General features: G+C 69.6%; 21 protein-coding genes. 12 read left to right on the top strand and 9 right to left on the bottom strand.

What is annotated here, in order from left to right; translation table 11 throughout:
- Nucleotides 1–15 precede the first annotated feature (15 nt).
- The 3 genes from ligD (ACLQ27_RS15555) to ACLQ27_RS15565 all read left to right on the top strand — a co-directional run bounded on the left by ligD (ACLQ27_RS15555) (nt 16) and on the right by ACLQ27_RS15565 (nt 3,301).
- The gene (ligD, locus tag ACLQ27_RS15555) at nt 16–957 is read left to right on the top strand and encodes a non-homologous end-joining DNA ligase (protein WP_425867273.1); all 942 of its coding nucleotides are present in this window, start codon (nt 16–18) and stop codon (nt 955–957) included.
- Nucleotides 947–1,864, top strand: a complete 918-nt coding sequence (ligD, locus tag ACLQ27_RS15560) for a non-homologous end-joining DNA ligase (protein WP_234584192.1) — start codon at nt 947–949, stop codon at nt 1,862–1,864. Before ligD (ACLQ27_RS15555) ends, ligD (ACLQ27_RS15560) begins: the two co-directional genes overlap by 11 nt.
- A 369-nt stretch (nt 1,865–2,233) precedes the next feature.
- Nucleotides 2,234–3,301: a hypothetical protein gene (locus ACLQ27_RS15565; RefSeq protein ID WP_425867276.1), complete on the top strand. Its 1,068-nt coding sequence runs from the start codon at nt 2,234–2,236 to the stop codon at nt 3,299–3,301.
- 6 nt (nt 3,302–3,307) lie between these two features.
- Here the strand turns inward: ACLQ27_RS15565 and ACLQ27_RS15570 are convergent, their stop codons facing one another.
- Nucleotides 3,308–4,048 carry a hypothetical protein gene (locus tag ACLQ27_RS15570; RefSeq protein ID WP_357573514.1) on the bottom strand — a complete coding sequence of 247 codons (741 nt, stop codon included), beginning with the start codon at nt 4,046–4,048 and terminating at the stop codon, nt 3,308–3,310.
- Between the two features lie 77 nt (nt 4,049–4,125).
- Complete coding sequence (locus tag ACLQ27_RS15575) at nt 4,126–5,034, bottom strand: NAD(P)-dependent oxidoreductase (protein WP_357491065.1); 909 nt, start codon at nt 5,032–5,034, stop codon at nt 4,126–4,128.
- A 58-nt stretch (nt 5,035–5,092) separates the two neighbouring features.
- On the opposite strand from ACLQ27_RS15575, the gene ACLQ27_RS15580 reads away from it, so the two are divergent.
- A complete protein-coding gene (locus ACLQ27_RS15580) occupies nt 5,093–5,491 on the top strand; it encodes a MerR family transcriptional regulator (RefSeq protein WP_425867279.1) in 399 nt (132 codons plus the stop codon).
- Here the strand turns inward: ACLQ27_RS15580 and ACLQ27_RS15585 are convergent.
- Entirely contained in the window at nt 5,457–6,491 is a 1,035-nt protein-coding gene (locus ACLQ27_RS15585; protein WP_425867281.1) for a hypothetical protein, read from the bottom strand. The genes ACLQ27_RS15580 and ACLQ27_RS15585 overlap by 35 nt on opposite strands.
- Before the next feature lie 142 nt (nt 6,492–6,633).
- On the opposite strand from ACLQ27_RS15585, the gene ACLQ27_RS15590 reads away from it, so the two are divergent.
- Nucleotides 6,634–7,386 (top strand): TIGR03089 family protein, encoded by a 753-nt coding sequence (locus ACLQ27_RS15590; protein ID WP_357491059.1) that lies wholly within the window; start codon nt 6,634–6,636, stop codon nt 7,384–7,386.
- Nucleotides 7,387–7,498: 112 nt separating this feature from the next.
- On the opposite strand, the gene ACLQ27_RS15595 is transcribed toward ACLQ27_RS15590, so the two are convergent.
- Nucleotides 7,499–7,984 (bottom strand): carboxymuconolactone decarboxylase family protein, encoded by a 486-nt coding sequence (locus ACLQ27_RS15595; protein ID WP_234584199.1) that lies wholly within the window; start codon nt 7,982–7,984, stop codon nt 7,499–7,501.
- A gap of 176 nt (nt 7,985–8,160) precedes the next feature.
- Between ACLQ27_RS15595 and ACLQ27_RS15600 the strand changes: the two genes are divergently transcribed.
- The gene (locus ACLQ27_RS15600; RefSeq protein ID WP_357491056.1) at nt 8,161–9,066 is read left to right on the top strand and encodes an RNA polymerase sigma-70 factor; all 906 of its coding nucleotides are present in this window, start codon (nt 8,161–8,163) and stop codon (nt 9,064–9,066) included.
- Between the two features lie 166 nt (nt 9,067–9,232).
- Entirely contained in the window at nt 9,233–10,183 is a 951-nt protein-coding gene (locus ACLQ27_RS15605; RefSeq protein WP_425867283.1) for a zinc metalloprotease, read from the top strand.
- 113 nt (nt 10,184–10,296) lie between these two features.
- Here the strand turns inward: ACLQ27_RS15605 and ACLQ27_RS15610 are convergent, their stop codons facing one another.
- Together ACLQ27_RS15610 and ACLQ27_RS15615 are read right to left on the bottom strand one after the other, a co-directional pair.
- Nucleotides 10,297–11,682: a hypothetical protein gene (locus tag ACLQ27_RS15610; protein ID WP_425867284.1), complete on the bottom strand. Its 1,386-nt coding sequence runs from the start codon at nt 11,680–11,682 to the stop codon at nt 10,297–10,299.
- Between the two features lie 2 nt (nt 11,683–11,684).
- A complete protein-coding gene (locus tag ACLQ27_RS15615; protein ID WP_357491050.1) occupies nt 11,685–12,914 on the bottom strand; it encodes a DNA cytosine methyltransferase in 1,230 nt (409 codons plus the stop codon).
- A 248-nt stretch (nt 12,915–13,162) separates the two neighbouring features.
- On the opposite strand from ACLQ27_RS15615, the gene ACLQ27_RS15620 reads away from it, so the two are divergent.
- From ACLQ27_RS15620 to ACLQ27_RS15630, 3 genes are all read left to right on the top strand, one after another.
- Nucleotides 13,163–13,885 carry a hypothetical protein gene (locus tag ACLQ27_RS15620; RefSeq protein ID WP_357573512.1) on the top strand — a complete coding sequence of 241 codons (723 nt, stop codon included), beginning with the start codon at nt 13,163–13,165 and terminating at the stop codon, nt 13,883–13,885.
- 152 nt (nt 13,886–14,037) lie between these two features.
- The gene (locus ACLQ27_RS15625) at nt 14,038–18,969 is read left to right on the top strand and encodes a carbohydrate-binding protein (protein ID WP_425867286.1); all 4,932 of its coding nucleotides are present in this window, start codon (nt 14,038–14,040) and stop codon (nt 18,967–18,969) included.
- Nucleotides 18,970–19,148: 179 nt separating this feature from the next.
- Nucleotides 19,149–19,871 carry a hypothetical protein gene (locus ACLQ27_RS15630; protein WP_425867288.1) on the top strand — a complete coding sequence of 241 codons (723 nt, stop codon included), beginning with the start codon at nt 19,149–19,151 and terminating at the stop codon, nt 19,869–19,871.
- A gap of 134 nt (nt 19,872–20,005) precedes the next feature.
- Here the strand turns inward: ACLQ27_RS15630 and ACLQ27_RS15635 are convergent, their stop codons facing one another.
- Nucleotides 20,006–20,377, bottom strand: coding sequence for a DUF4267 domain-containing protein (locus ACLQ27_RS15635; protein WP_425867290.1), 372 nt, complete (start codon nt 20,375–20,377; stop codon nt 20,006–20,008).
- Nucleotides 20,378–20,464: 87 nt separating this feature from the next.
- On the opposite strand from ACLQ27_RS15635, the gene ACLQ27_RS15640 reads away from it, so the two are divergent.
- On the top strand, nt 20,465–21,037 hold the full coding sequence (locus tag ACLQ27_RS15640; protein WP_357491040.1) for a TetR/AcrR family transcriptional regulator: 573 nt from the start codon (nt 20,465–20,467) through the stop codon (nt 21,035–21,037).
- 59 nt (nt 21,038–21,096) lie between these two features.
- Here ACLQ27_RS15640 and ACLQ27_RS15645 read toward each other — a convergent pair whose 3' ends face one another.
- Nucleotides 21,097–21,933 (bottom strand): alpha/beta fold hydrolase, encoded by an 837-nt coding sequence (locus tag ACLQ27_RS15645; protein ID WP_357491038.1) that lies wholly within the window; start codon nt 21,931–21,933, stop codon nt 21,097–21,099.
- 58 nt (nt 21,934–21,991) lie between these two features.
- On the opposite strand from ACLQ27_RS15645, the gene ACLQ27_RS15650 reads away from it, so the two are divergent.
- On the top strand, nt 21,992–22,690 hold the full coding sequence (locus tag ACLQ27_RS15650) for a TetR/AcrR family transcriptional regulator (RefSeq protein ID WP_425867292.1): 699 nt from the start codon (nt 21,992–21,994) through the stop codon (nt 22,688–22,690).
- Between the two features lie 32 nt (nt 22,691–22,722).
- On the opposite strand, the gene ACLQ27_RS15655 is transcribed toward ACLQ27_RS15650, so the two are convergent.
- Nucleotides 22,723–24,402, bottom strand: a complete 1,680-nt coding sequence (locus ACLQ27_RS15655) for a DNA repair helicase XPB (protein ID WP_425867294.1) — start codon at nt 24,400–24,402, stop codon at nt 22,723–22,725.
- Nucleotides 24,403–24,458: the final 56 nt, after the last annotated feature.

A 24,458-nucleotide genomic window follows, 5' to 3' on the forward strand; every position in this document is an offset into this window, starting at 1 on the left:
TACTACAGTCGGGTCGTGCCCGGCGTGCCGCTCAAGCCGATGCTCGCGATGACCGGGCCGCTCCCGGCGGGTGACGGCTGGGCGTACGAGTTCAAGTGGGACGGGGTCCGCGCGCTCGCCGACATCTCCGGCGGCGTCCAGCACCTGTACGCCCGCTCCGGCGTGGAGATCACCGCCGCGTACCCCGAGCTGGCCACCCTCCCCGAGCAGGTCGACGACGTGCTGCTCGACGGCGAGGTGGTGCTGCTCGGCCAGGGCGGGCAGCCGTCGTTCACGGCCCTCGCCGAGCGGATGCACGTCCGGGACCGCAACAAGGCGGCCCGGCTGGCGGCGGTCATGCCGGTCACGTACATGATCTTCGACCTGTTGCGCCGCAACGGCGACGACCTGACCGGCTGGCCGTACGAGCGTCGCCGGGAGGCACTTGACGCGCTCGGCCTCGGCGGCGCCCGATGGGCAGTGCCGCCGGTGTTCACCGACGGCCCGGCGACCTACGAGGCGGCCGGCGAACACGGCCTGGAGGGCGTGATGGCCAAGCGGGTCGCCGCCGTCTACCGCCCCGGTGTGCGCTCCCCGGACTGGGTGAAGGTCAAGCTGGAGGTGACCGGGGACTTCGTCGTGGGCGGCTGGCGGCCGGGTGCACGCCGCATCGGTGGACTGCTGGTCGGGGTGCCCGGCCCGGACGGCCGGTTGATCTACCGGGGTCGGGTCGGCGGCGGGATCGGGGCGGCCATCGAACGGCAGCTCCTCGCCGAGCTGGAGCCGCTGCGCTCCGGCGTGTCACCGTTCGCGCCGGGCGTGCCGCGCGAGGATGCCCGGGGTGCCATCTGGGTAGAACCCCGGGTGGTGGTGGAGGTGAAGTACGGCCAACGCACCCCCGACGGCCGGCTGCGCTTCCCCCGGGTGCTGCGGTTGCGCCCGGACAAGCCGCCGGAGGAGGTCGACGATGCCGGCTGAGAAGCTGCGGGTGGACGTCGAGGGCCGCCCGCTGGAGCTGTCCAACCTGGACAAGGTCCTCTATCCGGCGGTCGGCTTCACCAAGGGCGAGGTGATCGACTACTACACCCGGATCTCTCCGGTGCTGCTGCCGCACCTGTCCGACCGCCCGGTCACCCGGATCCGCTTTCCCAACGGGGTCGACGACAAGTCCTTCTTCGAGAAGAACAAGCCGGCCGCGACCCCGGACTGGGTGCGGGTGGAGACGCTGCCCGCGCCCGGGTCGACGAAGGGTCGGGAGACCATCGACTACGTGGTCGCCGACGATCTGCCCACCCTGGTCTGGCTGGCCAACCTCGCCGCGTTGGAGCTGCACACACCGCAGTGGAAGGTCGGCGAGGACCCGGACATGATGGTCGTCGACCTGGACCCGGGGCCGCCCGCCGGGCTCGCCGAGTGCTGCCCGGTGGCGGTGCTGATGCGTGACCGGCTCGCCGACGACGGCATCGACTCGTACCCGAAGACGTCCGGCAAGAAGGGCATGCAGTTGTGCTGCCCGATCGCCGGCACCCAGTCCGCCGACGACGTCTCCGCCTACGCGCGCCGGATCGCCCAGGAGCTGGAGAAGGCGCACCCCAAGCTGATCGTGTCGAAGATGGCGAAGAACCTGCGCCCCGGCAAGGTCTTCATCGACTGGAGCCAGAACAACGCGGCGAAGACCACAGTGGCGCCGTACTCGCTGCGCGCCCAGCGCACGCCCTCGGCCTCGACGCCGTTGACCTGGGACGAGGTCGAGGCCGGCGCCCGCGGCCGGAAGCCCGCCGTCCGCCAGTTCACCGCCGCCGAGGTCCTGGAGCGGGTCGAGGAGTACGGCGACCTGCTGGCCGCCCTGCTCGACGGCGGCCCGGAACTGCCCGGCGGACGCTAGCCCGGCCCGGTCGTTCGGGCCGCCCACGTAACGGTGGGTGCGTGACCGGCGCCGTCGCCACCTGTCGCTCAGTGTGACTGCCCCAGCCGCCCCCGTTCGAACCGCTCAGCCCCTTTGCTCTGCTTCAACAGAGGAAACACCGGGATCTACCTGCTGTTCTGTCTTCAGGAGAGATGACCGGTCAGGTGCGGCCTGCACGGAGCGTGTGTGTTTCCTTGGTTGAAGCAGAGCAAAGGGTGCCGAGGTGGAGGCGACCCCGGACGTCCAGGTTGCGGTGTGTGACTGGCCGACGGCCCGACCGTGGGGCTGGACGCCACATCGAACGTCCCGGATGAGACCGGTCTGGCCGACAGCCGCTAGAGTGCGTCGATGCTTCAGAGTGAAGTCGTCGCCGCGTTGAGTGAACTTCGCGCGCTACGGGTCGAGCAGGACGGGCCCGCCCTGCTCGTCACCGTGCCGGCGATCGACGTGAGCCTGCGGCTCTACCCCGAGACGGTGGTGTGGCTCAACCACCTGACGTTGCCGCAGGGTGAGCCGATCCTCCAGGTGGTGGTCCGCCAACACGGCCGGGACCTGCGGATGATCCTGCTGAACGATGACGTCGCCTGGGAGCCGGCCGACCTCGACTCCCTGCTCGACTCCCCGATCCCGGTGCTACTGACGGACATGCCGGAGCTGGTGGCGTACAGCGAACTGGAACGGAACTCCGTCGGCGCCCTGCGGGCCTACGACGAGCCGAGGGCGAACCTGGCGGCGCTCGCGGGCACGCTGCAACTGCACCGGTGCGTCCTCGTCGCCGCCATGCGGCTCGGCCTTCGACCCCTCAACGCGGTACGGCTGTGGCACGAGCTGTGGTGCCGCGTCAGCGAGTTCGCGCCGGCCCCGTACTGGCCCGACCCGGACTTCGATCGGCTCCTCGTCGAGGCGGGGGTGCCGTTGACGCCGTACGAAAAGGTCCGAGCCGGGGATCGACCGGTCGAGATCGAGGCGTTGACAGTGGCCGACCTGCGGGCGGCGGAACCGGCGCTGACGGTCGGCCGGGCGGACGAGGCCGCGCTCGCCGCCTGGCGACAGTGGATGAAGCTGACGCCGAGGCAGTTCCACGAGGTGTTGACAGCGGAGCTGCCCGAGGCGCGTGTCGAGGTCTCGTTGTATGCCGACGGCGGTGCCGCGGTCTCGCTGCGTATCGCGCCGTCCGACGTCCTGCGGGTCCTGCTCGAACTGCGACTCTCCTTCCCGCGCCGGATGGCGATGCTGGACGAGATCCGCATCACCGAGGAGGCCACCGACACCGGGCTCTTCCAGCGCATCATGTCCAACCTGGAAAGGCTCACCCGGTCGCTGGGCCTGAAAGCGATAAAGGTGTACGCCACCGGGGACGGCAGCGTCGCGTTCGCCCGCGCCGGCTTCGACTGGGACCGGGATCCGGGCGACTGATTCCGCTCAGCGGTGCTGCTGTCGGGGCGTCAGCGTCCGCCGGATCCGGGCGGTGGCCGCCGGACCGATGGCCTCCTGGGTCGCCGTGAGCAGCCGCGCGCACAGCGCCCGGGCGGCGGCCAGGTCGGCACGGGCCCGGCCCGCGTCCCGCAGCAGCGTCGCGCGCTCGTCGTCCGCGACGGCTCGGATGTCCGCCACCTCCCGTCGGCGCACGCTGCGTACCTCGTCCGCCATCACCAGCACGAAGTCTGTCCGGTTCCGGTCGAGTGCGGTGGCGGTCGAGGCGGCCGGGCTGGCGGCCACCACCCGCGTGACCGCCTCGGCGGGCAGGAAGAACAGCGTCGTGGTGGAGTACCGACTGACGGCCGCCTGCTGTTGCCAGCGGGTGAGCAGCCCCGACTTGCCGTCGAGGAAGGGCGCCATCGCGAACGCGAAGTCCACGTCGACGGTGGCGAGCAGCGCGCGGGAGTCGTCGATGCCGCGTCGGAGCTGGTTGATCAGCACGGACTGGCGGTGCAGCAGGGCGGCGAACTCCGCCTGGTCGTCGGCCCGCGGCTCCGCACCGGAGATCATGGTGTCGGCCAGGCTCAGGAGACGGTCGCCGTTGAGGCACAACTCCTGCAACGTGAGGACCACGTCCAGCAGGTGGGCGCCGACCTCGGCGTCCTGGGAAACCGCCCGCCGATCCAGCAGCCTGGTGACGTACGAGTTGAGTATCTGAACCACAGTCGACAGCAGTTCACCCACTGCGCCGCCCCCTCCACGTGGTGTGGGGGTGAGTGTAATCGCCCAGGTCGCGGCACCCGGCCCAGTGCCGAACGTGATCAGCGTGCCGCCTCCGCCGGATCGGCCGGTACGAGCGACTGGGCCAGTCTGGCGTAGCTGTCACCTCCGTGGCCCGCCGCGATGGCCCGTTCGATGATCGAGTGCACGGCCTGTAGCGGCGCGGGGTCGACACCGCGCGCGGCAGCGGCGTCGCGGACGTGGGCGACCGCCGAGCCCGCCGACGCGATGGTGGACACGTCGGCGGCGAAGGTTCCGGACGTGAGTTGATCGCCGAACCGGTCGGCCATGTCGGGCAACAGGCCGCCGATTCCGCGGGCGAAGCGGGCGAACGCGGTAGGGGATATGCCCTCGGTGGCAGCCAGGGCGAAGGCGTGCGCGAGCCCGCCGACGGACATGGTGAACAGGTCGAGCAACGCCATCTCGTACGCCGCTGCCGTGCCGGCGTCGGCGCCGAGGTAGGCGCTGGTGCCACCGAAGCTCTCCAGCCAGAGAAGGCTGTCGTCGAAGAGGGCCCGCGGACCGCTGTAGAGGATCGTCGCGGCAGGTGTCCCGATGGTCGGCGCGGGCGTCAGGATCGCGCCGTCGAGATAGTTGACGCCCCGCTGCGCCGCCCAACCCGCCATGTCCCGTGCCTCGGCGGCGTGCCCGCTGCTGAGGTTGACGAACGTTCCTCTCGGCGGGCGTTCGAGCCCCGACAGGACGGCGCGGACCGCCCGGTAGTTGATGACGCAGGCGATGACGACCGATGCCCGGTGTGCCGCATCGGCCACCGTCGGAGCGAGCACCGCCCCCTGGGCCACCAGCGCGGACGCCTTGGCGGGTGAACGGTTCCAGAGCACGGTGGGGTGGCCGGCGGCGAGCGACGCGGCGGCCAGGGCCCGGCCCATCGGGCCGAGTCCCAGGACGGCGACGGCTGCGGATTGATTGTCATGGCTGCGGTGAGTCACAGCGACGACGCTAAACCTTCACGTTGACGTGAAGGTCAAGCCCTGATCTGCTGTCGGTGTGCGGATCAGCGAACTGGCGCGGGAGGCGGGCACCACCCCGCGCGCCCTGCGCTACTACGAGGAGCAGGGCCTGTTGCGACCCGCCCGTCTCGCCAGCGGCTACCGTCACTACGACCCACAGGCGGTGGGCACGGTGCGGCACATCCAACTGTTGCTGTCCGCCGGCTTGAACACCGCGGCGATCGCCGAGATCCTTCCCTGCATCCCGGACGACGTGACCGTGCTGGCCCCCACCTGCCCGGAGCTCCTCGACGCTCTGGCCGTGGAGCGCGCCCGCATCACGGCGTCCATGGATCGGCTCGGCGCCGCTCGCGATGTCCTGGATCGGCTCATCCAGGCCGGCCCTGCTGTCAGCGAGAGCGTCACCTCGCGGCGACGGGAACAGCGGCCGAGCTAGGGCGGCCCAGACGCCACCAGGCGCCCACGACCAGTGCGACGGTGATGACGGTGACCGCGACGTCACCGGCGAGGGCCGCCGTCGGGCTAGCCGGGGAATATGGCGGCACCAGGTACGCGAACGCGGCGGCGCTGACCACGCTCGCCCAGCCCGCGGCGAGCACGTGCCGCTGCCCCCAGCGCGCGCCCGCCGACAGGTACGCGAGCACGGCCCCGACGGTGGCGGCGAGCGCCAGCGCGATGACCACTCCCGCCCAGCCGGGTGCCAGGTCGGTGCCGAAGTGGACGAGGACGACAAGCAGACCGACCCAGAGCGGGTGCGGCACCCGGCGGACGCGGCGCGGGTGCGGGCGACGCCAGCGGGGCAGCAGGGCCGTCGCGACCAGGGTGAGGACCACCGCCGTGGCGAAGGCCAGTTGAAGCGGGCTGGCCAGGAAGTTCTTCCGGCCCTCGGGAGAGGCGAAGACCAGCAGGCTGCCGAGCAGGTAGACCACAGCGACCACCGCCAACCCCTGTCGTCCGAGCCACGGCGAAAGCCGCCGCTTCGCACCGAGGAAGGACTCGACGAACACGATCGGCGCGCAGATGGTCAGCACGACGTGGTTGCCCACGTAGTCGAACGCCTGCCGGAGGCTGAACCCGAGCCCCGGCACCAGCGACGCCTCGGCGGCGGCCCGGGTGTCGGCGTACTGCGTGTCATTCAGGTAGCCGGGGTTGAACAGGGACTGGTCCACCAGGCCGGCCTGGAGCACACCGAAAGCGGCGGCGAGCAGCACGATCGCCGGCCAGCCCGCGCCGAGGTGTCGGGCGGTCTCCCGGATCAGGATCGCCGCCCCGCCGTACATCGGAGCCAGGCCGATCACCACCGGGAGGAAGCCGTCGATGGCGAAGCCACCCCACGAACACTCGGCCGCCCAGGGCGCGAGCAGCAGCAACGCGACGACCGGCACGAGCCGGCGGCGCAACGGGGGACGGTCGGCGGGGTCGGACTCGGTAGGCATGGGCACTCCTCGATGGCGCTGCGGGGTCGCCCGTAGCGTCAGTGGGCCACCCGGCCAGCCGCTACGGCCATCGGCCGACGAGGGGTACGACCAAAGTCGTTGCGTAAGGTGGTGCCGACGTCGCCACCCGGGGAGCGCCCAGATGCAGCCACACGCCACGGCCGACCTGTCGGACCCGTACACCGCCACGGAGATTCCGCTGCTCAGCTACCGCGACGAGGCGACCGGCGAGCGTGTCGACCTGACCGCCCAGCAGGTCGGCGCCTGGGCGGCGCGCAGCGCCAGCCTCCTGCGGGACGGGTGCGGGCTCGGCCCCGGCAGCCGCGTAGCGGTGCTGCTGCCGCCGCACTGGCGTACCGCAGCGGTGTTGTTGGGGGCTTGGGCGTGCGGCCTGGCGGTGTCGTTCCGACCGCGCGCCACGGCGGGCCTGGCGGTGCTGGAGCCCGGCGGCGACCGGCCGTTCGACGCGGTCTTCGTGACCCCCGAACGCCAGGACGACTGGTTGGAGGACGTGCCGGACGCCCCGCACCGCTACCTCGTCGGTACCGGGCCGGGTCGCCTGGCCGACGTGCCGCTGGGCTGGTTGGACTGGTCCGCCGAGGTGCTCCGCCACTCGGACGTCACACCCGACCACACCGCCATCCGCCCGTCGGATCCGGCGAGCGCGGACGGCACGACCTACGGCCAGTGGGGAGCGCTCGCCCGGGAGGTCGCCGGGATGCTGGACCTGCGCGCCGGTGACCGGCTGCTGGTCGACGCCGCCGAGCACGAGCAGCCGTTGAAGTGGTTGCTCGCGCCGCTGTCGGCGGGCGCGTCCGTGGTCATCAGCGCCAACCTCGACCCGGTGCGACGGGATGCCATCGTCGCCGCCGAGCGGGTGACCCGGATCCTCTGAGCCAGGTGACCGTCCCGGGGCCGAGCAGCGCACGCGCCGACCGAGGTTTCCGCTTCCGGCGTGCCCCCCGGCCCGGGACATCCGCTGATCCCGGGCCGGGTCCGTTGCCGATTCAGCCGAACGCGGCGGCCAAGGTGCCGGGCTCGTAGGAACCGCCCCGCTGGTGCACGATCACGGCGAGCCGGTTGGCCGCGTTGATCAGAGCGACCAGGGCGACCAGCGCGGCGACCTGGTCATCGTCATAGTGCTTGCGCACCTGAGCCCAGGTCTCGTCGGACACGCCCTGGTAGGCGTCGGCGAGCCGGGTGCCCTCCTCGGCGAGCGCGAGCGCCGCCTGCTCGGCCTCCGTGAAGACCGTGGACTCGCGCCAGGCAGCGACCAGGCTGAGCCGAACCGCACTCTCGCCGGCCGCGGCGGCCTCCTTGGCGTGCGTGTCGATGCACCAACCGCAGCCGTTGATCTGGCTCGCCCGCAGCGACACCAGCTCCTGCGTGGACTTCGGCAGCGGCGACTGCTGCAGCACCATGCCGGCGTTCGCGAACCGCTTGAAGAACTTCATGGCGAACTCGTTCTCGAACATGTTGAACCTGGCGTCCATCGTTCCGTCCTTAACTCTGGTGTTGGATCGGACGACCATGAGATGCCGGCGAGCGCAGCCCTGTGACGGCCGGGCAGGGTGACGACCGCCACAGGCCGGAAGGTGTCACAGAACGGCCGGCTCCGGCATCTGGTGGGTGACGCAGTCGACAGCGAACAGGAGTCACGCTGGTGGGCATGCCGCAGACCGCACCCGACGACCGGCCGGACCGGGCCACCGAGGCTTTCCTCGCCCACCGCAACCTGCTCTTCACCGTCGCGTACGAGATGCTCGGCTCGGCCGCCGACGCGGAGGACGTACTCCAGGACACCTGGCTGCGGTGGGCGGGCGTCGACCTGGGAGCGGTCCACGACCAGCGCGCCTACCTGGTGCGCATCACCACCCGCCAGGCGCTCACCCGGCTGCGGACGCTCGGTCGCCGCAAGGAGTCCTACGTCGGATCCTGGTTGCCCGAGCCGCTGCTCACCGCGCCCGACGTGGCCGAGGACGTCGCCCTGGCCGACAGCGTCTCGATGGCCATGCTGCTGGTGCTGGAGACGCTCGCGCCCACCGAACGGGCGGTGTTCGTGCTGCGCGAGGTGTTCGACCTCGAGTACGACGAGATCGCCGAAGCCGTCGACAAGAGCCCCGCTGCCGTCCGCCAGATCGCGCACCGGGCCCGGGCACACGTCTCGGCCCGCAGGCCCCGCCAGGTCGTCTCCGCGGCGGAAGCCCGGTGCGCGCTCGACGCGTTCCAGCGAGCGGTCGACATGGGCGATCTGCAGGGCCTGCTCGACGTCCTCGCGCCGGACGTGGTGTTTCTCGGCGACGGCGGCGGGATCAAGCAGGCAGTCCCGCGGCCGATCCTCGGTGCCGACAAGGTGGCCCGCGCCCTGGCATCTTTCTGGGGCAAGGTCCCGGCCAGCACGTCGTGGCGGCCGGCGCAGGTCAACGGCTACCCGGCGCTGATCGTCCACGTCGACGGCGAACTGGACACCGTCGTGGCCGTGCGCATCGACGGCGGCCTCATCACCGGGATCTACGCCGTCCGCAATCCCGAGAAGCTGTCCCACATGCAGCGGGAGAATGCCCTGAGCCGCTGACGCCAGGCGATAACAGCGCCCGTCGTGCCCCTGCCGTTACACCCCACATCAGGGCCGTACGCAGGTCTTTTGCTGCTGCCGTCGACGTGGTCTCATACCCGGAGACGACGTCGTCGAGCAGGTCATGACGACCCTGCGCCGTCTCCATCCCCCGAGAGGTGCACCGATGCACAGGAGACCAATTTTCCGACTGGCAGTCCTCACCGCCACCGCTGCGACGTTCCTGGCCTCCGGCGGCGCCTCCGGGGCGCTCGCCACCGCCGCCCCCGCGACTGCCTCCCCGGGTGTCGCGGCGTGCGACCCGGGCACCGCGGCGCGGGCCGCCGAGGGCGCCACTGCCCAGGAGCCGGCGCTGTACTCCAAGAACGAGGCCAACGCGTACGGCGTGATCAAGGACGCGCCGCGCCTGCCCAACGGCAGCATCACCGTGCCGACGGTCTTCCACATGGTCTCCGACCACCCGCTCACCGCCGCCGAGGCGACCAGGTGGAACACCCTGATCGCGGCCCAGATGAGGGTTCTCAACGACTCGTACGCGGGCCGTACGGCAGCCAACGCCTCCGACACCCCGTTCCGGTTCTCGCTCGTCGACACCACGTGGACGGTCAACAGCGCCTGGTACACGGTCGAGCCGGGCAAGAACGAGCGCGACATGAAGAAGGCGCTCTACACCGGCGACTCCCGCACGCTGAACGTGTACGCGGCCAACATCGGTGGCGGCCTGCTCGGCTGGGCGTACTTCCCGAAGGGCTACAACAACGGCCGCGACTACATCGACGGCGTGGTGATGCTCGACGAGTCGATGCCGGGCGGCACGGCCGGCAAGTACGCCCTCGGTGACACGCTGACGCACGAGGTCGGGCACTGGCTGATGCTGGAGCACACCTTCGCGCACGGCTGCTCCGCGTCCGGCGACTTCGTTGCGGACACCCCTCGCGAGGCGGCTCCGCAGTTCGACTGCCCGATCGGCGCGGACACCTGCACCGCACCGGGGCTGGACCCGATCCACAACTTCATGGACTATACGCAGGACTCCTGCATGGACATGTTCACCGCCGGCCAGGCGGACCGGATGAGCGACGCCTGGGTGGCGTTCCGCGCCGGCGGCGCCGGCTGACGCAGGCGTTGTCGGGGGCTGGCGGGCTGCGTCCCGCCAGCCCCTTCGCGTTCCTCCTCACCGCTGGTTGAGCCCGCCAGCGTCCGTCCGCTGGATCGTGCCCCCTGAGGCGCCTAGAACAGTCGGCCTTCCTGGGCTACCTGCTCGGCAACGTTGTCCGGGCCAGACGAGCACCACTCGCGCAAGAACTTGTCCAACCTGCCGCTCGCTAATGCCCGTGCCACCTGGCCGAGGTCGAATATCTGGGCGATGTGCTGGTCATTGATGACGGGTTGGTTGAAGGTCAGGATCGCGTCATACAGATGACGCAGGGATTCCCGCCGGATCAGGAAGTTGTCGCCGGAAGGAATGAATTGGTCTGACCGCGCCCACCGAACGTCCGCCAGTTTGTCCACGTAATCCGCTCTCAAGAAGAGCGGATCGAGATTCGCTACGAGCGCACCCCGCACCTTCGTGGCTGCCGCATCATCTCGGTAATAGGAACTAAATTTCAGTAGCTGATACGTGCCTTTTTTTATGTCGTCGGTACGGCCAAGGCCTGGCTTGGTCTTGTTCGAGTCGATCTCATCGCCCCATCCATTGACCAGGTAGGCAAGTCTGAGGTTGCGGTCTCTCCGCTGTGTCTTCGGGATTCGGTAGGCCTCGTACAGCTCGATCCACGCGGAGAGGAACTCGAGAAAATTGCCGGGTTCCAAGAAGAACGACGAGAGCTCATCGTACGGCCAAGACCCGCCCCTCTTCTTTCCCAGTGGGACCAGCCAGTCCCGGTGTGGCACATAGAGGGCGAGGTCGACCTCGGCCAGATTCATGTCCACCAACGCGTGCTGCGGATACTCCGCTGGTTCTCCATCGCGGTCGGTGAGGAGCGGCTCGGGCAGCACGGCAACCAACGGAAAAGTGACCATCGGCGAAGCCTTGATCTCGAACAACACAATCAGGTCGTCACGGTATCCGATGGCGTCTACATCGTGCGACTGTTTCGTGATGGTCGCGATCTGGAAGGGCTCCTCGTTTGCGGCCGCAACCAGTTGGAGGAGTAGTGCCGTGGCGACCGTGGTGATCTCGCCGATGTGGTGACTGGTCGGCTTGTGTTGGGCGCCATTGAGCCTGCCCTCGAGCCCCTTGTCCAAGCAGCATCTCGGGCACTGCTTCAGAAACGAGTAGTACACCCCCGGCGAGCTCCCTTCCCGGTGGCAATAAATCCACCTGGAATTGACCACTCTGCCGTGCAGGTACTCGGCGTTCGTCACGAGGTCGAAAGCGGCCGCCAAAGAGAGGCCGAAGAGTTGCGAATCCTGAGCGGCCTTCGCCAGGAAGGGGTCATTCCCGGTGTAGTGGTCGCCGGTGCCGTCTCGGTATGCGCCCAGTACCGTGCCAAGGAGACGGCTGGCTGCCATACCGTCGATGTACTGGGTGCTCGTGAGGCTCGCATCCAACAAACGGGCCAGGTCAGCTAGCTTTTCCTTCGCAGCCGAATCGGCATGGAACGGAAAGTCCATTATTACGCCACCGACGCGAGGTCGAGGGTAAGCTGGCTTGCACTGATGTTCGGCAATCCGAGGGCTAGCAGCTGAATGCTGTTCTCAAAAACCCAGCGAACCGCCGGTACGCATACGGCGTCGCCGAAAGCGAACAATGCTTCCTGTTCCGACTCTGGGATGACGAAGTTGGGAGAGTTGCCGTGCATCGCAACCCCTTGCAATCGGGCGCTCTCCGACCCGAGAATCCTGCGGATCTGCACCTTCCCGCTCCGCACCCGCACCACAAATTGAATTGAGGAACCGCCCTTCGGGGTCCTCAAGCAACTTGCAAGCCCGTCAAAGCGCAGGTTGAAGATCTGCTCCCGAATCCCACGCCGGCGTCCACGGCGCACAGCGGTAAGTTGAAGGTCAGCTCCGGCCGCTGCCATCGCCTCAAGTTTCGGCCGATGATCGTGCTCCAGGTGGTCCCAAAAGTACTGGGTGCGCTCCTCGTTCCACCAGTGCGGATCACCTTCCGGGAGATCGACCAGGACATCGCCGAGCTCCAGGCGTCGGGACGGCAACTCCGGGAAATCGAAGAACATCCAGGGCAGGTCCCGGTTCCTCTGGAAGATGTGCTGCACCTTGTATCGGCGGATATGAGTATCCGGCATTTGGTTCGAAGTAGCCAACGCCTGATCTCGCACGCCAAGGATGAAGACTCGATTACGGGCCTGCGGCACAAAATGACGAGCGTCCACCTGCACGAGATCGATCGCATAGCCTAATTCCGAGATCTGCCTGAGCAGCAAATCGATGCTCGTACCCTCGTGCAGGGTAAGAAGCCCTGCAACGTTCTCGAGAAGAAGGAACTGCGGTGCGCGCCCCTCTTTGACGAGCTGTGCGATGTGGTCAAGAAAGGACCATACGATACCGCTGTGCTCGCCATTGATTCCACGCCTGCCGCCGGCCTGGCTGAGGTCGATGCACGGGAAGCTGGCTGTTGCCAGCCGGGCGGTCGGGATCTTCTCGGTAGGCAGCTCACGGATGTCGGAGTCATCGATGGGCGTCGAGTAGTTCCGCTTGTAGGCCGCTACCTTCCGAGGGTCGTTGTCGTTGGCGAGGAGGCATGACCACCCGAGGGGCGCAAGCGCCTCGTGGATCAACCCGACGCCGGCGAAGAACTCGACGAACGTCAGGTCCGAAGATGGAGCCGGGGAGCCCTGGGGGGCAGCCGTCCCGAGGGGCACGGGGGTCAGCGGTGATGGCACCCTGCGACCTTACGCGAGGACCTGCGTGGCGGACGAGCGACGGACCGTGTGCCGGAGACCGCTCCGCCCTCTGCCGGATGGCGACCTCGAAGGGCTGTTGCCCGCAGCGCAGTTGATCAACTAACTGTTCATCCGCGCTGCGCCCGCTTCTCATCAAGCTCGCCTGGCGAGTTCGCCAACGGCCGGCAGGGTCACCGAACGGCCGCGCCCACCGGCGTGCCACAGCACCTGTAGACCGGAGCGCTGGCATGCCCTCAACCGCACGGTGGTCCCGCCGCGTCGTGATCGCGGTGGCGTTCACCCTCACCCTGCTCGCCATGGCCGTCCCTGCCGAGGCCCACCCGTACGGCTATCCGCAGACGGTGACCATCGCGGCGGACGCGGCCCGTCCCGAGGTGGTGCATCTGACGTGGAAGGCGGGCGGCGTCGACGAACTGACCCTGCTCGGCGTTCACCTCGGCCTGCTGCCGCAGGACCGCGTCCTGCTCGACGGGGCCGTCGACACCCGGGACTCGGACGGCACTGTGCTCGCGTCGTCGACGCAGTTCGCGAGCTACCTGCTCCGGCAGCTCACGCTCAGCAGCGACGGTCACGCATGCGCCGGCACTGTCGGGAAGGCGAGCGGTCTCGCAGCCTCCGGTGTGGACGTCGGCTACACCTGCCCAGGTCCGGTCGGTGTCGCCCGCATTGAGGTCCGGATGCTGAGCGACCTCGACCCCGCGTACCGGACGGTGGCGACCGGGCCCCAGGGCAAACGCCAGGTGTACGGCGCCGACGCGTACTCCCACGACTGGGTGCTCGGGGACGTGCCCGCCGCCGTGGCCAGCGGGGCGAGCGATGTCGGCCACGACCGCGCCACCGCCTGGAAGGTCGCCGGGAGCGTCGGCCCCCTGCTGCTCCTCGCGGCAGTCGTCGCGCTGCTGCGACACCAGGTACGTCGCCGGCGGGTCGCCCACGCCCGCCCGTCCTGAGACCGGCCACCCGCTCTGGCCCCCCGTGCCCGCCGTGGTCGGCATTCCGGTGCTCGGCGTTGGCGGTTCCTCGCACCCAACAAAGGAGAAACCTCGCCATGACGCACGCTCCACGTGCGCGTAGGAAGCGATCACGCGGACTCCTGTCCGCGGTGGCGCTCCTCCTCATCGCCGGACCGGCGACGACCCTCAGCCCCGCCCTCGCCGGAGCACAGACGACCCTGACCAGCGGTAACGCGCCGCTGATCAGCCTGAGCGACGGGCAGAACATCGAGGGTAAGGTCCCCGTCGTCGTCGAGCCGGTCACCGAGAACGATTCGGTGACCACGCTCGCGGTCGACGGCGACAAGATCAGCGCCGAGCGGACCGCCGGCACCGCCCACTTCGCCTTCGAGATGGGCGGCAACGGCACCGAGGCCCGCTACCGCAACTACATCACCGTCAACGGCCACACCGCCGCGGCCGACCGGGTGTACCTCCCGGACATCCCCGGTGGTCAGGTCGGCACGCTCGACTTCCCCGGTGACTGGCTGCAGGTCGGCACGAACACCATCACCGTCCAGGCCGGAGCGAACTGGGTCGACACGACCACCAAGACCGCCGTCGGCTACGAGGAGCTGCCGAACGGTGAGGGCGGCCGCTGCCCCAACTACGACGACTACGCGCTGAGCAGCATCAGCCTCAGCCTGCTCGGCGTGGTCGCCGACGGCGAGCAGAACCTGTTCAGCTACAACTTCGGCGACGGCACCTGCGGCAGCTCGGCGAAGTTGCTCAACCAGGCTCTGACCTTCGTCATCTCCGGCGAGCCGGGCAGCACGTCCGGCCTGCGGACCGACCTGGACACCACGAGGCTCACCAACGGTACGCACACCGTCAGCGCGACGACCCAGTCCGGCGCGAAGACGTCCGTGACCGTCGACGTCAACAACGCTCCGGCCGGCGCGGCGGCGGTCACCCCCGGTGACGGTGCCCGCGTACACGGCACCCAGCCCGTCATCGCCGCGCTGTCCAGCGGCGGCAAGGACCATGTCGAGTCGCTGGCCATCGACGACAAAACCGCCGAGAACGCGGAGGCGTTGGCCACCGGAACCGCCACCCTCGGCCTCGCGGTCGCGGCCGGCAACTCGATCGAGGCCCGCTACCAGAACTACGCGCTGGTCAACGGCCACCGGGTCGATCTCGGCGGCGACTACGGCGCCACCGGAGCCGAGGACGTCAGGCTGGCGTTCCCGACCGGGTTCCTGCACCTGGGCGACAACGTCGTCGAGGTCCGCACCGGCGACTACAACGGCACCCTCAACGGCGCGACCTGCGCCAACCACGACGACTTCACCCTCACCCGGGCGGCGACGAGCCTCACCCTGAGCACTGCGGGCACGGTGACGGCCGGCACCACGTACCTCGTCACCACGAGCGGCACGACAGTGACGAAGGCGGAGACGACAGCCGCCACGCTGGCGCTGGGCGACGCCACCTGCGGGGCCAACCGGGACGCCGAGTTCCACTTCACCATCGACGGCGCCCCGACGACCCGTACCGTCGACACTCTCGGCAGCGGGGGCGACGCGCACCTCAAGGTGTTCGTCGGCGGCAACGGCAGCGACAACGGGTACGACAACAAGGTGCTGATCAACGGCATCCCGCTGGAGATCGGCATGTGGGAGAAGGAGGTCGCCGACCTCGCGTTCCCGAACGAGTGGCTGGTGCCGGGCGTCAACGTCGTGGAGTTCGTCGCGGGCAACGACCACGGCAGCGCCAAGCCCGGCGGCTGCGACAACTTCGACGACTTCACGCTGCGGGACTTCGAGCTGCTGCCGACCGGCGCGAAGGCGACCCAGCTGATCCGCTCGATCGCGCAGACCACTGTCACCATCGGTTCGGCGAGTTACCCCGCCGGCTCCCAGGTGACCACGTACCTCGGCGACGGCACCTGCGGCAGCAGCTACAACGCGGTACTGACCAGGACCGTCCTGTTCGACGTCACCGCGCCTGACGGCACCGCGCTGCCGGCGCTGGGCAAGCGCGCCGACGTGGACACGACCACGATCGCGGACGGCCCCCACACCATCAAGGCTGTCGTCGGGGAGAAGACCTCGACGCGGCGCTTCACCACCGACAACACCGCCCCGGAGATCTCCAGCAGTGTCCCGGCGGCCGGGCAGCGGCTGACGTCGACAGTCGCGCTCAACGTCACGATCAAGGACGCCTCCGGCGTGGTCGGTACGCCCGTCATCACCCTCGACGGCGCTCCCGTCAAGCAGGGCGACCAGATCGGCCACGGCCTGCCGGCCGGTGAGCACACCATCGCGCTGACGGCTACCGACGCGCTCGGCAACACCGCCACCCGCGAGGTGCGCTTCAGCAGCGCGAGCATCCCGGACGTCCCGACCGAGCTGAACTCGACGGTCAAGAACACCGACCCGCTCTCGGCCGAACTGTCCGCCCGGATCCCCGGCGCCGAGGGCGTCGGGCTGACCGCCACGTTCACCAAGGCGGACGTGGTCCTGCCGACCGGCGGCTACCAGGGCGAGGCGGCGGACGTGCCGACCACGCTCGACGTGCAGCACGACAAGACCGTGGACGTCGCCTCGCTGCGTCCGCTCGACGGCGCGACCATCGAAACCCCGTCCAGTCGTGGGGTGGTCTTCCAGCGGTACGACCTGCCGCTGGGCGCGACAAAGCAGGAGCCGACGCTGCGCTGGTCCGGCACCATCGATCCGGCGCGGATCGTGGCGCTGCGGGCGTGGGATCCGGCCACCAGGAAGTGGGTCGTGCTCACCAGTTCGCGGGGGCAGTCCGGGCAGGACACCGTCCTGACCGCGCAGATAGAGGCCGGCTACCGCGACGGCGGCGTGGTGCACGTGCTGGTCACCGGTGAGGACCCGTTCGCCGACGACCTGTCGCCGCACGACGCGTCGGCGCAGAACGACAAGGACCGCTTCGAGGATCCGAGTTCGTACGACTTCTCGTTGGCGCACTTCACCGACACCCAGTACATCACCGAGGGTGCGGCCGGCGGGACGTACGACGACTTCGACGGCAACGCCGAGCCCTCCGACGTCGAGACGGCCGAGGAGCAGGCGATCTGGTCGGCGGCGTACCGCGAGCAGATGCAGTGGATCGCCGACAACGCGGCCAGCCGCAAGATCGCGTACGCCGCGCACACCGGCGACGTCATCGAGAACGACTACTACGACCCGCTGGCCACCAACCCGGACGGCTCGTTGAAGCGGCCCGGTCTGCACGAGCAGGTCGAGAAGGAGCTGGCCACGGCCTCGGGCTTCCAGAAGATCCTCGACGACAACGGTGTCGTCAACCAGGTCATCGCGGGCAACCACGACGACCAGTTGGGCGCCGAGACGGGCCCCACGTCCCGGTTCAGCCGGACCTTCAGCGCGGACCGGTACTACGGGACGGCGAAGGGCTGGCCGAAGGGCACCGAATACCACGCCTGGGATGAGAAGACGAACGCCGACGGGTCGGTCACGCCGGGCAAGGACAACCAGAACAACTACCTGCTCTTCTCGGCAGGTGGCCTGGACTTCGTGGCGGTCGGCCTGTCGTACGGCGTGACGCCGGCCGAGGCCAAGTGGGCTGACTCGATCTTCAAGCGGTACAAGGACCGCAACGGGATCCTGCTCTCCCACGACTATCTGAAGCCGTCGGCCAACCCGGATGGGCGGGGTGCGGACTTCTCCGCTCCGGACGGCTCTCCGCTGTTCAGGCAGGTCGTCGAGGTCAACCCGAACGTCTTTCTGGTCCTCGCCGGTCACGAGCACGGCGTCGGCACCAACCTGAAGTCGAAGATCGGCGTGACGGTCAGCCACGACGTCGTCGAGCTGCTGGCGGACTACCAGTTCTATACGGTCACCGCCGCCGAGCTGTGGCCGACGCGGGTCGCTCCCGACGGCACCATCGACGTCAACGGCGACGGCAAGCCGGACCACAAGGCCACCGACCGGCTGCAGTTCGGCGCGAGTTTCCTGCGCCTGCTCCAGTTCGACGTGGACCGGGCCGAGATGCACATCGACACGTACTCGCCGTTCCTGAAGAACTTCGGTGCGACCGAGTACGACATCCGCCAGGACGGTAGCCAGCCCAAGCCGCGCTACAACGGCTCGGAGGACAACCTGACCCTGCCGGTGGATCTCAGCACCCGCAAGACGTCCTTCGGCACCGACTCGCTCGCCGCGTACGTGCCGGCCGGCACGATCGGCACCGACGAGGTGACCTCGAACGGCGTCGCCACGGCGACCTGGGACACGCTCCTGCCGGGCACCTCGTACGGCTGGATCGTCTCCGCGAAGAGCGCCGACGGCGGCGAGGCGGTGGCCCAGCCGGCCGTGTTCACGATCGCCAAGCAGGTCCCGACGATGACAGTCACCGTCGCCCCGACCAACTGGGGTACGGCGGCGACGGTGACCGTGCAGGTCGCGGCCGACAGCACGCCGGTCACCGGCGCGGTGGAGTTGCGCGAGGGCACGACCGTCCGCGGTTCGGCCGCGCTGACCAACGGCACGGCGACGTTCACCCTGCCGGCGGGCCTCGCGGGTGGCCAGCACACGCTCACCGCGTCGTACGCGGGCGACGACCACCTCGCTCCGGTGCAGGCCACCGCCGTCCTGACGGTGAACCTGCCGGCCCAGTGGAGCTCGTCGACCGTCTACAACGACGGCGACCGGGTCACCTACCAGGGCCGGGTCTTCGTGGCCTCCTGGTACACGAAGAACCAGAAGCCGGGCGCCGACGCCAACGGCGCGTGGCAGGCAATCGCCATGACCGAGGACGGCACGGCGATCTGGACCGCGTCGCGGATCTTCAACGCGGGTGACTTCGCGATGTACGACGGTAGGAAGTGGCGGGCCCAGTGGTACACCCGCAACCAGAAGCCGGGTGACCGCAACGGGTCCTGGGAGGAGATCGCCCCGACCCCCCCGGACAACAGCCCGGCGGCCTGGACGCTCACGAAGGTCTACGACGCCGGCGACCGGGTGACGTTCAAGGGGCACGTCTACGAGGCGAAGTGGTGGACGCGCGGCCAGGAGCCCGGTGACAGGTCCGGTCCCTGGAAGCTGATCAAGTAGTCAGGTTCGCGTGACGCCGGCCCGGGACCGCTTTCGGTCCCGGGCCGGTGGGCGTCTCGTCACCCGACCGGTGGAGCCGCAGACTTCCGCCAGCTCTCACATTTTTCCTGCTCATACGCTTCGCCGAAGGCGGGACCGCTGTCGAAGCGCCCGCCCTCGTGCACACCGGCGGAGGGCAGATGGCTTCGAGGCGTACCCATCGGATGGTGGTGTCGGCCGTTGCCGGCGGTCTGTTCGCCCTCGGCGTCGTCGCTCCGGGTCCGGCGGCGGCGCCGCTGCCCCACGCGGTCCGGGCGGACGGTCCTCCGGCCCCTGACACGCGCGAGCCGCGGCCGCCGCTGCTGCCGGCGGACTTCCGCGGCACCGGCCGGTACATCGTGCGGGACCTCGGCATCGACGTGCCGTTCACCTGGCAGGGCCGCGACGGCAACAGCCAGATGGTCGCCGGCGGGCCGGAGCACCCGATCTGGTTCACGAACCTGATCTACGAGAACACCCTCTACACGCTCACCTACAAGTGGCCGAACATCCCGCTGTTCCCGCCGCGTCCCTGCAGCAAGGTGCCGGGGTTCTTCAACCGGCAGATCTTCAACGACAAGCTGAAGACCGCCCGCTATGTCGGCCCGGAGATTCTGCAGGGAGAGAAGGACCGGCACGTGGACCACTGGCGGGTGGGCGTCGTCGGGGGTTCCACAGTGCCGGGGGAGTTCTTCCGGTTCCCGCTCGCACTCGGCGACATCTACGTCGACCAGCACGACTCGACCCGGTGGTGGCAGGTGTTGCAGTTCGGCCTGCAGAACCTCTTCGACCCGGAACTCGACGAGTGGTTCACGATGGACAGCTTCGACCTGCGCCCCGGCGAGGTCAACCTCCCCGACCGCTGTCCACCCCCCACCCCCTGACCTCCGGCCCCCGGCCCCGGCCCGGCCTCCGGCCCGGCCTCCGGCCCCGGCTGCGGTGATCAAGAGGTTTGCGTCACCGATCGGCCCGTCGGTGACGCAAACCTCTTGATCAACCCGGGAAGGGTAGGGGTTGGTTACAGGGCGAACAGCAGGGCGGCGTCGAGGAGTACTACCACCGCCGTCGCGAAGTGGATGCCGAAGGCCACGGCCTTCGTTCCGCCGTTGCGCAGCACGATGAGGGTGTCGCCCAGCGGGACGAGCGCGACGATCAGCATGAACCACGCGACCGCGTCGGCAGTGGTGAAGGCGATCAGGGCGAGGCCGATCAGCCCGAAGGTGAGGTCCTTCAGCCCTTTGACCGTCAGGTAGGCGGGATCGCCGTCCGGCCGGGCCGGCACGCCGTACCCGGCGGCTGCGGCCTGCGGCACCAGCAGGAACCGCGCACCGATGAAGGCGACGAAGAGGCTGAGCACGACGGCGAGTCCGTAGGCGAGGGGTGACAACATGATCCGCTCCAATTGCTAGCGCCGCTAGATGTAAGAGCGACGCTAGCAGAGCGACGACAGCAACGCTAGCAGTGCTAGGGTTTTGTCATGTCGACTCAGACGCGCCGGGAGCGCGAGCGGGCGGAACGGGAACGGGCCATCGTCGCCGCCGCACGCGACCTGGCCCTGGCCGAGGGCTGGGACGCGGTGACCACCCGGCGGCTCGCCGCTGAGATCGAATACAGCCAGCCCGTCCTCTACAGCCACTTCAAGGGCAAGGACGCCATCATGGCGGCGGTCGCCGTCGAGGGCTTCGCCGAGTTGGCGACCGCCCTGGCCGCGGCCCGGACCTCGGCCGCCGACCCCCGGCAGGCTATCGCCGACGTCGCCGAGGCGTACACCACCTTCGCCGAACAGCGGCCCGCCCTCTACGACGCGATGTTCACCCTCGCCGTGGACCTGCCGTTCGCCAGCCAGGACGTTCCGACTGACCTGGCCCGGGGGTTCGCCGAGCTGGCCGACGCGGTGCGTCCGATCGCCGGTGACGACGACCTGGAGGCGGTCACCGAGACGTTCTGGAGTGGCCTGCACGGTCTGGTCACGCTGATGCGCAGCGGCCGGCTCCGCCGCGCCGACCACGATCGGCGACTCGCGGTGCTGGTGGACCGCTTCTCCCGCTGAGCGTCGCCGCGCACGGCTGGCAGGGCCGTCGACCGGGTGGGTTGGTTGGTGCCGGGGGCTCAGAGCTGGTTTGCCCGCTCCGGGCTCACCGGGGCCCCGAAGAATGCTGCGATCGGCTCGATGATCCTGCTCGGCGCCCGGTTCAGGCCGTCGTGGCCGCTGCGCGGGATCGGCAGGACCCTCGCTCGTGGGAGGGCGCGAGCCAGCTTCCCGTTGAGGTCGGCGTAGTAGGGCGGCCCCGCGGCCCCGTAGGCCAGCAGCACGTCCGCGCTCACCCCCGACCACGCCTCGGCCGGACCGCCGCGCAGCCGGATCTGGTTCGTCTCGTCGAGGGTCATCGGCAGCAGGTCGGCCATCGTCCGGCCGATCGGCGTACGCAGGAACGCCCGGACCAGCGCGACGCGGACCCGCAGCGGAAGTCTGGTGGCCGGGTTGTGGGTGTTGATGCCGGCGTCGGTGATGGCCATCGCGCGGGCGATGTCACCGTCGCGCGCCGCCTGTCGTGCCTCGTCGAGCCATGCCGTGGGGAAGCCACCGTCGATGTCGATCGCGATGTCGTAGAGCGCGAGCCGGTCGATCGGCAGCCGCACCGCGGCCTGCAGGGCGATGAAACCGCCGGAACTCTGCCCGATGACGTTGCGGGTGTCGGTGTGCTTCAGCACCGCGGCGAGGTCGTCGATGTCCTGGTCGAAGGTGTACGGCTGAGCGCGGGGGGCGGCGTCCGCCCGCCCTCGCCGATTGTAGAGGTGCACCGTGAAGCGGTCGGCCAGCCGTTGGGCGAGCCGCCGGTAGACGTCGATGGTGATCCCGCCGCCGTGCACCACCACGATGCCCGGTCCGGCTCCTGTCGAGTGCAGCACGATCGACGCGCCGTCGTGTGCCGTGATCCGTTCCATGCGTGCCCACCCCCGATGGATGAAACTGCGAACACTGTACGCAGTTTACAGTGGATCGGTGAGCGACGCACCTACGAATTCCGACCCGGGCGGCGCCGACCGGCAGTCGATCTGGGCCCGGCCCGTACGCGGCAGCCGCGGCCCCACCCCGACCCACAACCGGGGCGCCATCGTCACCGCCGCCATCGCCCTGGCTGATGCCGAGGGAATCGCGGCGGTGTCGATGCGCGCCGTCGCCACCGCGCTGGGTGCCAGCGCCGGCGCGCTCTACCGCCACCTGTCGTCCCGTGACGACCTGCTGGACCTGATGACCGACCGGGTCGTCGGCGAACTACGGCCGTACCCGGAGCCGAACGTCGACTGGCTCGACGGCATGCTCCTGCTGGCCGGCCGGCAACGGGCGCTCTTCCGGCACCACCCTTGGCTGCTCGACACGATCAACCGGATGTCCGCGCCCGGCCCGGAGAGCCTGGCCTGGTTCGACGCCTGCCTGGGGGTTCTGGAGCCGGTCGACAGCGCGGTGACCGCCAAGTTCGAGGCCATCGGCATGATGACCGGCGTGGTGAGCCTCTTCGCCCGCAGCGAGGCCAGCTCCCGCTCGGTCAGCTTCGCCGAGGTGGACGTCGCGGCCTACCCGCACCTCGCCGCGGCATTCAGTCGACCCGCGCGGCCGCCCGCCGAGCGCGATCTCTTCGACACGACCCTGCGGATCCTGCTGACCGGACTGCTCGACGCCGACCCGCCGGCCCGACCCTGAAACCCGCCCCGGCTTACCGCAGCCGCCCGCGTTCAGTCGACAGTCGGCAGCTTCGGGCCGAGGACGTCGTCGGCGTCGACGATCGTGTACGCGTACCCCTGCTCGGCGAGGAAGCGCTGGCGGTGCGCCGCGTACTCGGTGTCGATCGTGTCCCGGGAGACCACCGTGTAGAAGTGCGCCTGCCGGCCGTCGGCCTTCGGGCGGAGCACCCGACCCAGCCGCTGCGCCTCCTCCTGGCGCGACCCGAACGTGCCGGACACCTGGATCGCCACCGCCGCCTCGGGCAGGTCGATGGAGAAGTTGCCCACCTTGGAGATCACCAGCGTGCGGATCTCCCCGGTGCGGAACGCGTCGAACAGCCGCTCCCGCTCCTTGTTCGTGGTCGAGCCCTGCACGATCGGCGCGTCGAGGTACTCGCCGATCTGGTGCAACTGGTCGATGTACGCGCCGATCACCAGGACCTGGTCGTCCGGGTGCCGGTCGACGAGCGCCTTGACCACCGGCAGCTTGGTGCGGGCGGTCGCCGCCATCCGGTAGCGCTCCTCGGCCTCGGCCGTCGCGTACGACATCCGCTCCGCGTCGGTCAGGGTCACGCGGACCTCGACGCACTCGGCCGGGGCGATCCAGCCCTGCGACTCGATGTCCTTCCACGGCGCGTCGTACCGCTTCGGGCCGATCAGGCTGAACACGTCGCCCTCCCGGCCGTCCTCGCGTACCAGAGTGGCAGTGAGGCCCAGCCGACGGCGGGCTTGGAGGTCCGCGGTGAACCGGAAGATCGGCGCGGGCAGCAGGTGCACCTCGTCGTAGACGACCAGGCCCCAGTCGCGGGCGCCGAACAGGTCCAGGTGGGTGAACGCGCCACCGCGCCGCGAGGTGAGCACCTGGTACGTGGCGATGGTGACCGGGCGGATCTCCTTGCGCTCGCCGGAGTACTCGCCGATCTCCTCCTCGGTCAGCGACGTGCGGGCGATCAGCTCCCGCTTCCACTGCCGGCCGGCGACCGTGTTGGTGACGAGGATCAGCGTGGTCGCCTTCGCCTCGGCCATCGCCGCCGCCCCGACCAGGGTCTTGCCGGCCCCACACGGCAGCACCACCACGCCCGACCCGCCGGCCCAGAACGCCTCGACGGCCTCCCGCTGGTACGACCGCAGCGTCCACGGCTTGCGCCCGTCCTTGCCGGCCTCGGCCAGCTCGATCGGGTGCGCCTCACCGTCGACGTAACCGGCCAGGTCCTCCGCCGGCCAGCCCAGCTTGAGCAGCGCCTGCTTGAGCCGGCCCCGCTCGGACGGGTGGACCCGGATCGTGTCGTCGTCAATCTTGTCGCCGAGCATCCCGGCGAGCTTCTTGCTCTTGGCCACCTCGATCAGCACCAGCCGGTCGAGCGCGCGCAGCACCAGCCCGTGCGCCGGGTCGTTGGCGAGCTGGAGCCGGCCGTACCGGTCCATCGTCTCGGCCACGTCCACCAGCAGGGCGTGCGGCACCGGGTAGCGGGAGTACTTGATCAGCGAGTCGACGACACCCTCGGCGTCGTGCCCCGCGGCGCGGGCGTTCCACAGACCCAGCGGGGTCAGGCGGTAGGTGTGCACGTGCTCCGGCGAGCGTTCCAGCTCCGCGAACGGCGCGATCGCCATCCGGCAGGCCTGCGCGTCGGGGTGGTCGATCTCCAGCAGCAGGGTCTTGTCCGACTGCACGATCAGGGGTCCACCACTCACGCCAGCGTCCTCTCCTCGGTTGGCCGTCCGGCCGGAACGGGTCGCATACCCGCCGC

Source organism: Micromonospora sp. DT63 (assembly GCF_049841615.1).
Classification (GTDB): Bacteria; Actinomycetota; Actinomycetes; order Mycobacteriales; family Micromonosporaceae; genus Micromonospora.

What these genes read in the sequence shown, in the direction of transcription:
- ligD (WP_234584192.1), top strand. Translation starts at nt 947, where the DNA reads ATGCCGGCTGAGAAGCTGCGGGTGGACGTCGAGGGCCGCCCGCTGGAG.
- ACLQ27_RS15565 (WP_425867276.1), top strand. Translation starts at nt 2,234, where the DNA reads ATGCTTCAGAGTGAAGTCGTCGCCGCGTTGAGTGAACTTCGCGCGCTA.
- ACLQ27_RS15585 (WP_425867281.1), bottom strand. Translation starts at nt 6,491, where the DNA reads ATGCCTACCGAGTCCGACCCCGCCGACCGTCCCCCGTTGCGCCGCCGG.
- ACLQ27_RS15590 (WP_357491059.1), top strand. Translation starts at nt 6,634, where the DNA reads ATGCAGCCACACGCCACGGCCGACCTGTCGGACCCGTACACCGCCACG.
- ACLQ27_RS15595 (WP_234584199.1), bottom strand. Translation starts at nt 7,984, where the DNA reads ATGGACGCCAGGTTCAACATGTTCGAGAACGAGTTCGCCATGAAGTTC.
- ACLQ27_RS15600 (WP_357491056.1), top strand. Translation starts at nt 8,161, where the DNA reads ATGCCGCAGACCGCACCCGACGACCGGCCGGACCGGGCCACCGAGGCT.
- ACLQ27_RS15605 (WP_425867283.1), top strand. Translation starts at nt 9,233, where the DNA reads ATGCACAGGAGACCAATTTTCCGACTGGCAGTCCTCACCGCCACCGCT.
- ACLQ27_RS15610 (WP_425867284.1), bottom strand. Translation starts at nt 11,682, where the DNA reads ATGGACTTTCCGTTCCATGCCGATTCGGCTGCGAAGGAAAAGCTAGCT.
- ACLQ27_RS15620 (WP_357573512.1), top strand. Translation starts at nt 13,163, where the DNA reads ATGCCCTCAACCGCACGGTGGTCCCGCCGCGTCGTGATCGCGGTGGCG.
- ACLQ27_RS15630 (WP_425867288.1), top strand. Translation starts at nt 19,149, where the DNA reads ATGGCTTCGAGGCGTACCCATCGGATGGTGGTGTCGGCCGTTGCCGGC.
- ACLQ27_RS15635 (WP_425867290.1), bottom strand. Translation starts at nt 20,377, where the DNA reads ATGTTGTCACCCCTCGCCTACGGACTCGCCGTCGTGCTCAGCCTCTTC.
- ACLQ27_RS15640 (WP_357491040.1), top strand. Translation starts at nt 20,465, where the DNA reads ATGTCGACTCAGACGCGCCGGGAGCGCGAGCGGGCGGAACGGGAACGG.
- ACLQ27_RS15645 (WP_357491038.1), bottom strand. Translation starts at nt 21,933, where the DNA reads ATGGAACGGATCACGGCACACGACGGCGCGTCGATCGTGCTGCACTCG.